The organism is Synechococcus sp. CB0205 (assembly GCF_000179255.1).
Lineage (GTDB): Bacteria > Cyanobacteriota > Cyanobacteriia > PCC-6307 > Cyanobiaceae > Vulcanococcus.
Map to the genome: position 1 here is coordinate 1 of NZ_ADXM01000020.1, position 11,553 is coordinate 11,553.

Genomic DNA, 11,553 nt, shown 5'->3' on the forward strand with positions numbered 1-11,553 from the left:
CTATAGCGCCGGAGATGGTGGCGAAGTATCAGCTCAGGAATTCAATGACCTACGTGTAATATCTGGGAACCTCTCTTCATATTTGGCACCTGACACGGCCACCTACTACCAGCAGATCTTTGACAACGTCGTCCTTGGCTCTGTAGCCAACGAATACTACACAGGTGGTCGTCTTAAGGCTGATCCCTTGGGAGACCTGCATGCTGGCTCGTCTTCTGAACAGCTAGACAAGTTGATTGGCAAGTGGTTTTTAGGTGCTGACTTGCCAAGTCCTTTTATGTCAGCAGATGCGGCAGCTGGGAAGAAGGACGTGACCGGTATCTACGTTGCGGCTTCAGGACGTTTGTTTGACAGTCCAATTGAATTTACTGACATTAACCAAGGCACACTTGGAGATTGCTGGTTTCTAGCGGCAACAGCCTCAACAGCAGCTCACGCTCCTGAGACAATATCAAGTCTCTTCCGTGATAATGGTGATGGTACTTATGGAGTTCGCTTCAAGGCTCTCGGTGAAGGATGGCAGTCTTTGTCAACTCAAGAGCATTGGGTAACTGTCAATCGACAACTACCAGTTAATAGTAAGAATCCGGAACAACTTGAGGGTGTCGGCTCAACGCCTCAAAGGCTGATTACCGATGAACTTTGGCCATCTCTTCTTGAAAAAGCTGCTGCACAGGCTTCCGAGCTTGGGATCTTCAGTGTCGTCAGAGGGGAGAATAAAGACTTGAATTCATATGCCTCGCTGGCTGGTGGTTATTCCGAGGGATTGCTGATGCTTCAACCTGGCTCTTTGGTCTCAGCGTCAGCCAATACAAACTATGTAGAGAATCTTTATGCAGGATCCGACGTTACCCTGCTTAAAAGCGCTCTTGACTGGCGGGCCTATTTGGGGCGCTACCAGGCTGCAATTGACTCTGGCAATGGACCTGCAGTTATAGGAAGCGACTACACTACGGATCCTGCGTTAAACCCGCGCAGCAAATTTGACACGAGTGTTGATCTTGGATTTATAGCGGGACACGAGTATGCAATTGTTGGCTACAGCTCTGACTCGGGTCTGATTGATATCTATAATCCGTGGGGGCCTTCTGGGAAGAGTGGATTTGGACCTTTTGTGTCCCCTTTCAGAGTCTCGACTGGTGACTTGTATTCAAAGGTCTACGCACGTGGTGTCGACGATATTGGTTTCATTGTGCAGTAGCGCAGGGGTTTGTTCGTTATTGCGGCTTCTGTGTTGTATCAAATCATGAGATTATCGTGTTTAGCTCTCGCAGGCAATAATCTTCTGTGGCTTCAGAATGAGGGATCCGGTGAGAACTCAGCGACTTGGTATCATTTCGCCATTTCTGCCACAGAGATTCTCGCGGGTAATACCGTCCTTGTCTCTATCACGCTTTGAGTTTCTAGAGCAGTAGGCAGCAACAGCTTCACCACAGTTGCTGAATGACGAGCAGTTCTGAGCCAGAGAGGCACTAGAAGAAGGTGCGATCGTGACTTGGCAGACTGTTGCACGGACTACGACGCGTTTCACAGGGGAATTTGCGGCCAACTTCGAGATAACTCAGGTGGCTGAACTGATGAAGTTGGTGTGTTTGATGCCGCAAAATTCCGAACCCTCTTTACCTACCAGCAAGGACGCCACTTACCCCCATAGGGGTCTCCGACCAAGCACCCGAAGACAGACAAAAAAAGAGACGGGTGCCACCCCGCCTCATGAAACTGTTCCCTTGCGCCCGACCCGGAGGTCGTGAACAGATGATCCGGCAATCGCTCAGGCGGTGATGTGCCGTTTGTAACCGGGTGAACGTTTTGTGCGGGACTGAAGACCGCAGTGGACCGGTCTCAGGCTCCAGCTCACCTGTACATACCAGCAGCCGCGGCAATCCATACCAACGGGCGCTCAGATGCCGCTGTGCACCTGAACTGCGGCTACTTCCGTACGAAGTGCACAGCCATCGAGAACCGAGTTCGCCAAGCGATGCTCGGCGGCATCACGTGGGAACCAGCCCCGTTTTCAAAAGATCAACAGCAGACGCTCAGGGTGGCGATAGAGATGGCGTAGTGGTGAGCCAATTAGTTATTGATCAGTCTGCGATGGTGCCAGGTATTGGAGGCTAATTTGCTGGTTAATGGGGGTGACTGAAGAAATACAAACTCTTGCAACTGCTGTTACTTGGGTCGGCTAGCGGTCCGAATATCTAGCGTCACAACTCTCAACTGATCACCTCATCTACTCCATAAGTTTGGGCACGCTTTTGTAAAGCTGCCTCGCAGTTGTGACCGAGTAGATGCAATTTATTGCATACGTAATGCCAAGCCTGCAGTCGTTGTCGTGCACCCGCACGTCCCTATTGCTCGGTTTTGATGTCAGGGCGTCAATCGCGGCGTTGGTCTTGGGTTGCTCTTTTCCAGGACCGCTATTGGTATTGAAGCGCCATTTGATGTCAGCGGAGAAGCGTGACTTGAAGGCACTGTCATAAGAGAGGTTGGTGCCAACCGTTAGTCCGTTGTTGATGGAGTAAGCGAGGCGACCCAGGACACCAGAGCCATCAGCTGTATTCATATCACCGTTTTGGTAGTAGTAACCAACAGAAGCTCTTAGAGCTTTGGTGAGGTTGTAACCAGCATCCAAACCAATGGTGGTCAGTGCATCGCCCTGATAGACGGAGTTGAGTTGTTGCTCATCAGGCTCGCTCGTTGGGATGAGTGCATAGGCATTGAATGCCCACTTGTCGCTGACTGCTTCCGCATTTACGGCAGCCTGCTGGAAGAAAGCAGTGCGTGAGGCATAGACAGGGATGCCTGTATCTGCAGGACCCGTGCTCATTGGTCGGGTGTCATAGCCCGCATTGATGCCATACATCCAGCTGCGGTCGCCATTGAGCCAGCGATAGCCCAGACGGGATGAGGTGGAGATGGTGGTGCCAGCAACGGTGGTGTTGATGATGCTGCTGGAGTTATTGATGTCAGCGAAGTTGGCATTCGCCAGGACATCAGCAAAGAAAACGCTGTTTTTGCCAACGACGAGGGGCAGGAAGCCGCCAATGCCTGCCTGGTTGGGTGTGCCTGCTGCTTGGGTTTGACCTTGGACGCCAACCTGCGGTTTGACGATGTCCTTGAGGTTGATGCTCATCACCCCAAGGTCTTCTGCTGAGCCTTGGGCGACTTCAACGGGCGTGGCGTTGACCTGAGGGATGGATGCCAGTGCCAAAGCAGCAGCACCACTCAGCGACAGGCTTCTACGGATGGTCTGCTTCATTGCCCAATGACTATTGCCGCGTACCTTCGCAGCTGACATCACCTGCAGTCATTGGAGTTAGGGCAGTTGTGTGGTCGTCAGCACAGTGGATAGACCAACAGCCACTCCCAGAGCCATACCGCCCATCACCAAGGATTTCCCAACCCGCTTACCGACTCGGCCGTGTCCCCGGCAGTCCCCCACCTGCAAAGGGTTCCCACGTGCGGGACAGGCACCTGATTTATGCACGTACTGCATAAGCGCAGCACCGTTTCAGGCAGCCGCGATCTGTTTCACAGCAATCGGACCATGCCATGTTTGAAGCAGTGAGTATCGAGGCCAGAGACAGCCGACATACCAACGGCATACCAACTGTGCTCCATCGAACTTCAAACCCTCACAACCCTTCCAGCAACTAAGCTTATTACGGAGTATTTCAATAATGGCCTACTTTACCTGGAAGGAAACAGGACTGACGGACGACTGCGCCAGCCTCGAGGCGATGGCCTCGCGCTTTGAAGAAGCCGCGGCCCTGATGCGTCGGATGGCCTCTGAGGGATTTGTGCTGGAGCGCCATAGCGATGGCCAACACATCACCCACAGGGATGCCGGGGTCTTTGCCGCCTATGGCTTCATCGATGAACAGTCACCAGTGCGGCAGTTGAACCTGATCGAACTGGACTGAACGGTCAGCCCGCGCGGCGCAGGTAACCGATGAGCCACACCAGCACAAACGCCAGCACCGAAATCCCGAGATAGACCAGCGTCCAACGCTGCAGATCCTCAATGCTCAGACCATTGAGCAGACCATCCGCTGCATCACCGGCAGTGGCGTAAGCAAACGGGGCGAACAACAGCACGGGCACGCGGCGATGCAAGATCGCGCAAGTCTCTCGTCTCCGCGGCGGCCATGGCCAGCTCCAACTTCCCCCGCACCCTGATGCTCTTGGGCAGCGGTGAATTGGGCAAAGAGGTGGCCATCGCCGCGCAACGCCTGGGTTGCCGTGTGATCGCAGTCGATCGCTACGCCGGGGCCCCCGCGATGCAGGTCGCCGATGTGGCCGAGGTCGTACCGATGACGGACCCGGAGGCGCTCAAGGCGGTGGTCCGTCAGCACCAACCCGATGTCCTGATCCCGGAGATCGAAGCCCTGGCCGTGGACGCCCTGGCGGAGCTGGAGGCCGATGGCACCACCGTGATCCCCACGGCCCGCGCCACGGCCGTGACCATGAACCGCGACCGCATCCGCGACCTCGCCGCGACGGAACTGGGGCTACGCACGGCCCGGTTCGCCTACGCCAGCAGCGCCGAGGAGTTGGCGCAGGCCGCCGCACCCCTGGGTTGGCCCGTGGTGGTGAAGCCGGTGATGAGCTCCTCCGGCAAAGGCCAAAGCGTGGTGGACGATCCCGAGGGCATTCCCGCCGCCTGGGAGGCCGCGATGGCCGGAGCCCGCGGTAGCGGCGCCCGGGTGATCGTCGAGGAGTTCCTCCACTTTGAGCTGGAAATCACCCTGCTGACCGTGAAGCAGTGGAACGGCCCCACCCTGTTCTGCCCGCCCATCGGCCACATCCAAGAGCGGGGCGACTACCAGTGCAGCTGGCAACCCGCCCAGCTCGAGTGGGAGCAACTGGCCGCCGCCCAGACCATGGCGCGGGAGGTCACCGACAACCTCGGAGGCGCTGGCATTTTTGGCGTGGAGTTTTTCGTCTGCCGCCTGCCCGATGGCAGCAGAGAAGTGGTCTTCTCCGAGCTCTCGCCCCGACCCCACGACACAGGCCTGGTGACCCTGGCCGGACAAAACCTGAGCGAATTTGAACTGCACCTGCGGGCCGTCCTGGGGCTGCCCATCCCTGAGATTCGCTCCGAGGGGGCAGCCGCCAGCCGCGTGATCCTGGCTGAGCGACAAAACGACAGGGTGGCCTTCAGCGGTCTGGACGAGGCCCTGGCCGAAACCGATGTGCAGGTGCTGCTGTTTGGCAAACCCGACGCCCGTCCCTACCGGCGCATGGGGGTAGCTCTGGCCCGCGGTGCGGACCTCAAGGACGCACAGCAAAAAGCCGATCAAGCCGCCGGCAAGATCCAGGTGATCTAGAGGCCCAAACCCCTCTAGCTCCAAGGGATAACGCGAGGTACTTTGCGCTCATCTGAGTGCCTTATGTCCCCCGCCCAATCCAATCCCCGGCGCCAAGGGCGCAGTCCGCAGCGGGACCCCAGGCGGGGGAAAGCGGATCTCCAACCTGCTGAGCGCCGCGTCCGCCGCGACAACGTGACGCAGCTGGATCGCCGGCGACCAGCCGCAGCACCGACCAAACCCGTCAAGCGCAGGCAGGGGCTCCCCCGCCTGCCCCTGTTCGTGGCCGGCCTTGGACTGGGCTACGCCCTGCATGGCCTGCCCGCGGTGGTGATGGGAGCCTTTGATCAGCCCAAACAGCTGATCGGATCCCTGGTGGCCCCGGTGGCCTCGGGCGATCGACGCATCGTCGTCCTGGGGACCGACGACGTCAGCACCAACACCGACGTGATGCTGACGATGCATCTCGACGACGGCCGCACCAAGCTCACCCAGGTCCCCAGGGACACCTTCATCGACTCCGAGCGCTACGGAGTGATGAAGGCCAACGCCCTCTACAGCAGTGGCGGCCCCGAGATGGTCAAGGCGGAGCTCAGCAAGCTCCTCTCCGCCAAGGTCGACCGCTATCTGGTGCTGAACCTGAACGCCGTTCAGCGACTGGCGGATGCCATCGGCGGCGTCGAGGTCGACGTCCCCAAACGGATGGCCTACGTCGACAACAGCCAAGGCCTCTACATCGACCTCTATCCCGGACGGCAACTGCTCAAAGGGGAGGCACTGGAAGGATTCCTGCGCTTCCGCCACGATCAGCTGGGTGACATCGGCCGAATGGAGCGCCAAAAGCTGGTGCTGGCGGAGGTCTTCCGCAAACTGGCCAACCCAGTCATGGCGACCCGACTTCCCGAGTTGATGGAGATCGCTGGCAAGGACATGCGAACGGACCTCTCCCCAATCGACATGGGCAAGCTGATCACGGCCATGGCCACCACCCAGCTGGCCTCCAGCAGGGTTGAGGGAGTCCCGTTCTGGCACCAGGAGATCAGCTACTGGATGCCCGACAGCAACCCCAATCGCCAGAGCTACCTGAGCCAAGACCCAGACGCCCTACTGCCCTAGCGGCTTAGGAAGCGGTAGTGGTCTAGCCCCTCCAGCACGCCCCAGGCCTGAGGCCTGGAGGCGAAAAAGACCTTCGGACGGCGGCGCAACTGATCCAGGGAGTGGTCGTGCTCGGAGGCCACCAGGCCAAGCGAGCTGCCGTTCAGGAGCTCCGCATCACCCTGCTGGGCCGCCACCACCAGCACCTGATCCAGGGGTAGGCCCCAGTTCAGGCAGAGATGTCGAATGGCATCCGCCTTGGACGCCCGCATCGGCAGCACATCCAAGAACCAATGATGGAACAGATGGGCTCGGGCCTCCAGCCGGTGCTGGCGCAACCGCTGGCGCACCATCTCGAGCACCCCCGCGGTGGGCGCCTCCAGGGTGTAGCTGACCTTGTAGCTGCCTTGATTCACCTCCGGCTGCAGCGACAGGCGGGGGCTGAGTCCTTCGAGCACCTGCTCGACCCGTTTGCGCTGCCAGCCCTGGGCGATGTGCTGATGCCAACTGACATCTGTCCGGCCCTCAGCGCCAAAGCGCAGGTCCGCCCCGGCCTCCAGGATCCAGACCTGGGGTTCTGGCAGATGCAATTCGGCAAAGCGCAGCCGCGCTGAAGCGAAGTGGCGACCGCTCAACATGCCGATGCCGCACTGAGGATCAGCGGCCAGTCGGCGGCGGAGATCCTCGAGGCCAGCCGGCTGCGCCGACTGCAGGCAGACATCGAGATCGAGCAAGAGCAACCGTTGCACCGGTGGAGCCTCGACCTTCTCCGGTTGGGCCGGGGACGCAGCCACCACCCCGAGGGTGCAACGACGGTCGCCCTCCCCCAGGTAGCTGCAGACATGGGCATCCCAACTGAAATTGCGGCTGATGGCCTCGATGCCGTTGTCGCGCCAGGAGCGCCAGCGATCGAGATCCGCACCCGCCTCTTCCAGGGCTTGCTGCAGCACATCCAGATCGGTCACATCCGCCAGCTGGCCATTGGAGCAGCGCTGAAGGATGTCCCGCGGCCCCCCGTCATCGGTGCTGACCAAGGGCAGCCCGCAGGCCGCCGCCTCCAGCAAGGTCAAACCAAAGGGCTCCGTCAGGGCCGGGTTGACGAAGATTCCGCAGCGCTGTGCTGCCCAGCGGTAGATCGCAGGGATCTGCTCACCGCGATGGTGCTTGGGATAGGCGACCTTGCCGTAGAGATCAAAGCGATCCACCAGCTCAAAAATCTGCTGGAACTGATCCCGCTGCTGCTTCTCGAGCGAGCGGGGATCCTCACGGCAGCCCAGCACCAGGACGAGGTTGTGGCGCTCCTGCAGTAGGGCGGAGCGGCCATAGGCCTCCACCAGAGCAGGGACGTTCTTGCGCCGAACCGCGCGGCAGATCGTGAGTAGGGGTGACTTATTGGGCTCCCTCAGGAATGGCTCCATCAGGGCCTCCACATCGGATGCCTCGCCAGGCATTGCCACCGGGTGGAAGCGCTGGGCATCCACCCCAGGGGGCACGACGCAGGCCTGCTCCGCCTCAAAGCGGTTGTAGCGGGCGTACTGCTGCTGGGCTTCCTGCTGGGTGCTGGTGATCACCAGGGAGGCCTGGGCCAAGGCACGCTCTTCGGCGTCGATGCGACGGCCGATGGCATAGGTCTGCTCGATCTGCTCATGGGTCAGACCGCCTTCGAGCAGGCGCCGCTGCTTCTCGCGGCCCAGGGAGTGCCCGGTGAAAACCAAGGGGATCCCAAGTCTTTGGGACACCAAGGCCCCCACATAGCCGGCATCGGCGTAGTGGGCGTGGATCCAATTCGGACGCTGCGGCTGGGCCGCAATGTGGGCCGTGACCGCATCGGCCATCTCATCGAGATAGGGCCAGAGCAGTTCCTTGCGGAGGTAGCGCCGCGGTCCACAGGGGAAGCGAACGATGTTGGCGCCGTCAGCCAGCGGTTCATGGGCCTGGGCGTAATCAGCGGAAACCCGCTTGTCCTGGATCAAACGGGTGACCACATCGACGCGGTCGACCTCCGGGCGAGCCGCTAATCCTTTGGCCAGCTCGAGCACATAGGTGGTCTGACCACCGGTATCTGCATCACGTCCCAGCTCCAGGTCATGGCCTCGGAACAGGCCATGCAGATGGAGATGGAGCAAGTAGTAACCCAATTCGCCTCCTCGGCGATTAGCTCACCTTTAGCCGCGATTCCAGGGGCGAAGTCGGAAGAAAAGGGAAAGATCAAGCTGAGATCACATCACAGTTTTCGCTGACTTAGGGCTTCCCTACAAGCTTTTGGCGCAGGCTTTTGATGCGATCGCGCAGGTTGGCCGCTTCCTCAAAGTCAAGATTTTTTGCCGCTGATTTCATCTTGTCCTCGAGCTGTTGAATCAGCTCCGGCAGGGCGTCGAGCGGCACATCGTTGTGCTCGGCCTGCTCGGTGGCCTGCTCCAACTGCTCGTCGTTCAGGCGCCTGGAGACCTCCAAGAAGGCCAGGATCGAATTGCCGCCCCGCTTACCAGCGGGCGTCGGCGTGATTCCGTGCTTCTCGTTGTAGGCCTGCTGAATCGCACGTCTGCGCTCGGTTTCTGAGATGGCCTTTGCCATCGAATCCGTCAGGTTGTCGGCGTAGAGCAGGGCCACCCCCTCCACGTGACGAGCGGCCCGGCCGATGGTCTGAATCAAGGAGCGCTCAGCCCGCAGGAACCCCTCCTTGTCGGCATCCAGGATCGCCACCAGGGACACCTCGGGCAGGTCCAGGCCCTCCCGCAGGAGGTTCACACCCACCAGCACGTCGTACTCGCCATTGCGCAGGTCCTGGATGATCTCGATCCGCTCGATCGAGTGGATCTCCGAGTGGAGATAGCGAACACGGACGCCGTTCTCAGCGAGGTAGTCCGTGAGGTCTTCCGCCATCCGCTTGGTCAAAGTCGTGACCAAGACCCGCTCCTTCTTCTCGGCACGGGTGCGAATTTCACCCAAGAGGTCATCCACCTGGCCATCGGTGGGACGCACCTCAACGATGGGATCCAGCACCCCGGTCGGACGGATCACCTGTTGGACGACCTCGGAATCGCTCTGCTTGAGCTCCCAATCCCCGGGTGTGGCGCTGACAAAAATGCTCTGCCGGGCCTTCTCCCAGAACTCATCCCCCTTGAGCGGACGGTTGTCTGCAGCACTGGGGAGCCGGAAGCCGTGCTCAATCAGCACGCCCTTGCGCGCTTGGTCGCCGTTGTACATCGCCTGCAGCTGGGAGCAGGTGACGTGGGACTCATCCACCACCAGCAACCAGTCCTCAGGGAAATAGTCGATCAGGCACTCCGGCGGTGTGCCCGCCTCGCGGCCCGCCAGATGGCGCGCATAGTTCTCAACGCCATTGCAGTAGCCGACCTGCTCGAGCATCTCCAGGTCGTAGGTGGTGCGCTGCTCCAGGCGCTGTGCCTCCAACAATTTCCCCTGCTCGTTGAGCACGTCCAGGCGCTCCCGCAGCTCCGAGCGAATGGCCTTGATCGCATCCTCCAGGCGCTCCTTGGGGGTCACGAAGTGCTTGGCCGGATAGATGCTGATCGATTCCAGGCTCTGCAGGATTTCCCCGGTTGTGGGGTCCACATAGCGAATGGCCTCGACCTCGTCACCAAAGAGTTCAATCCGCACCAGGCGGTCCTCGTAGGCGGGGCCGATCTCCAGCACGTCCCCCCGCACCCTGAAGCGTCCACGGGAGATCTCCAGGTCGTTGCGGGAGTACTGGTTGTTGACCAAGTCCCGCAGGGAACTCCTGAGATTGAGGGTCTCGCCCACCTCAAATTTGACGGCGGCCTTGAGGTACTCACTGGGGATTCCCAGGCCGTAGATACAGCTAATGGAGGCCACCACGATCACATCACGGCGCTCAAAGAGAGAGCGGGTCGCGGAGTGCCGCAGCATGTCGATCTCTTCGTTGATCGAGGCTGTTTTGGCGATGTAGGTATCGGAGACCGGCACATAGGCCTCCGGCTGGTAATAGTCGTAGTAGGAGATGAAGTACTCAACGGCGTTCTTCGGGAAGAACTCCCTGAGCTCATTGCAGAGCTGGGCCGCCAGGGTTTTGTTATGGGCCAAGACCAAGGCCGGCCGGCCGGTCTTGGCAATCACATTGGCGATGGTGAAGGTCTTGCCGGTTCCCGTCGCACCCAACAGGGTCTGATAGCGCTCGCCTGATTCCACGCCAGCCACCAGCGCCTTGATCGCCTCGGGCTGATCCCCCTTGGGCTCGTAGGGAGCGTGGATTTCAAACGGGTTAGGCATCGGGGCATTCTCGGACAACCGCCCAGGCGGCGTGGCTGCCGAACCAACAAAAAACCCATGCCCCGAAGGGCATGGGTGACGTCCAAAGCGGTGATGCCTTGAGGATCAGACGGCTGCCTTGACGGCGCTGCCCAGGGCCTCGCGCAGGCCACGAACCACGGCGATCATGGCCAACTCATCGTTGAGCTTGTTGACGGCGGAGCCCACGCCCACGCCAGCGGCACCGGAGGCAATCGCCATCGGCACGGTGACGGAAGACAGGCCAGAAGCGCAGAACACCGGCACCGAGACGGCGCGGCTGATGCTGTGGGCAGCGGCCAGGGTGGGAGCGGCCTTCTCAATCAGGCCGAGGCTGCCGGCACTAAAAGGCTTGGCACTGGTGCCACCTTCGGTCTGGATGATGTCGGCGCCGGCGGCCACCAGATCAGCGGCGAGCTGCTCCTGTTGGTCGATGGGCAGCACGTGGGGGACGGTCACGCTCAGCGCCACCTCGGGCAGCAGCTCGCGGGTGCGACGGGTGATGGAGAGCACCTCAGCGGCATCAAAGATGCGGCCGAGGGGATAGAAGGCGTCGTAGTTGCCGATCTCGACCATGGCGGCACCGGCGGCCACGGCGGCGGGGAACAGCTCAGGATCGACAGCGCTCACGCAGATGGGCAGGCCCGAGACCGAGGCAGCCAGCTGCACCAGCTCAGCATCACAGGCCACGTCGATCAGATCCGCACCACCGAGGCCAGCCGCACGGCTGATGCGCTCGACGCTGGCGGCGTCAAAGTTGGTGAGGCCAGCAATCACCTTGAGAGCGCGCTTCTCGGCCAGGGCCATGCGCAGGGAAGCGGGCAGCCGATCGAGGCGGGACATGCCAGTACAGATGGAGTTTTGCGATTCTCACACGCTG

The 11,553-nt window shown here is 60.4% G+C and carries 10 protein-coding genes; 4 read left to right on the forward strand and 6 right to left on the reverse strand.

Annotated elements, in window-relative coordinates; all coding sequences use genetic code 11:
• Positions 1-1,201: C2 family cysteine protease (locus tag CB0205_RS15185; RefSeq protein WP_232197221.1), on the forward strand; the 1,201-nt coding region annotated here is incomplete at its 5' end.
• Between the two features lie 117 nt (positions 1,202-1,318).
• Here CB0205_RS15185 and CB0205_RS16705 read toward each other — a convergent pair.
• Complete coding sequence (locus CB0205_RS16705) at positions 1,319-1,531, reverse strand: excalibur calcium-binding domain-containing protein (RefSeq protein ID WP_369791649.1); 213 nt, start codon at positions 1,529-1,531, stop codon at positions 1,319-1,321.
• A gap of 699 nt (positions 1,532-2,230) precedes the next feature.
• Positions 2,231-3,259 (reverse strand): carbamoyl-phosphate synthase L chain, encoded by a 1,029-nt coding sequence (locus CB0205_RS0102315; RefSeq protein ID WP_050778412.1) that lies wholly within the window; start codon positions 3,257-3,259, stop codon positions 2,231-2,233.
• A 421-nt stretch (positions 3,260-3,680) separates the two neighbouring features.
• Here CB0205_RS0102315 and CB0205_RS0102320 point away from each other — a divergent pair, with 421 nt between their 5' ends.
• Positions 3,681-3,923 (forward strand): hypothetical protein, encoded by a 243-nt coding sequence (locus CB0205_RS0102320; RefSeq protein ID WP_010313876.1) that lies wholly within the window; start codon positions 3,681-3,683, stop codon positions 3,921-3,923.
• A gap of 4 nt (positions 3,924-3,927) precedes the next feature.
• Here CB0205_RS0102320 and CB0205_RS0102325 read toward each other — a convergent pair whose 3' ends face one another.
• Positions 3,928-4,104, reverse strand: coding sequence for a hypothetical protein (locus tag CB0205_RS0102325; protein ID WP_010313878.1), 177 nt, complete (start codon positions 4,102-4,104; stop codon positions 3,928-3,930).
• Between the two features lie 44 nt (positions 4,105-4,148).
• Here CB0205_RS0102325 and purT point away from each other — a divergent pair, with 44 nt between their 5' ends.
• Together purT and CB0205_RS0102335 are read left to right on the forward strand one after the other, a co-directional pair.
• Complete coding sequence (gene purT, locus CB0205_RS0102330; RefSeq protein ID WP_010313880.1) at positions 4,149-5,330, forward strand: formate-dependent phosphoribosylglycinamide formyltransferase; 1,182 nt, start codon at positions 4,149-4,151, stop codon at positions 5,328-5,330.
• 63 nt (positions 5,331-5,393) lie between these two features.
• Positions 5,394-6,425 (forward strand): LCP family protein, encoded by a 1,032-nt coding sequence (locus CB0205_RS0102335; RefSeq protein ID WP_010313882.1) that lies wholly within the window; start codon positions 5,394-5,396, stop codon positions 6,423-6,425.
• Here the strand turns inward: CB0205_RS0102335 and CB0205_RS0102340 are convergent.
• The 3 genes from CB0205_RS0102340 to CB0205_RS0102350 all read right to left on the reverse strand — a co-directional run bounded on the left by CB0205_RS0102340 (position 6,422) and on the right by CB0205_RS0102350 (position 11,516).
• On the reverse strand, positions 6,422-8,542 hold the full coding sequence (locus tag CB0205_RS0102340; protein WP_010313884.1) for an HAD family hydrolase: 2,121 nt from the start codon (positions 8,540-8,542) through the stop codon (positions 6,422-6,424). The genes CB0205_RS0102335 and CB0205_RS0102340 overlap by 4 nt on opposite strands.
• 103 nt (positions 8,543-8,645) lie before the next feature.
• A complete protein-coding gene (uvrB, locus tag CB0205_RS0102345; RefSeq protein ID WP_010313886.1) occupies positions 8,646-10,655 on the reverse strand; it encodes an excinuclease ABC subunit UvrB in 2,010 nt (669 codons plus the stop codon).
• Positions 10,656-10,760: 105 nt separating this feature from the next.
• A complete protein-coding gene (locus CB0205_RS0102350; RefSeq protein ID WP_010313889.1) occupies positions 10,761-11,516 on the reverse strand; it encodes a DUF561 domain-containing protein in 756 nt (251 codons plus the stop codon).
• Positions 11,517-11,553 lie beyond the last annotated feature (37 nt).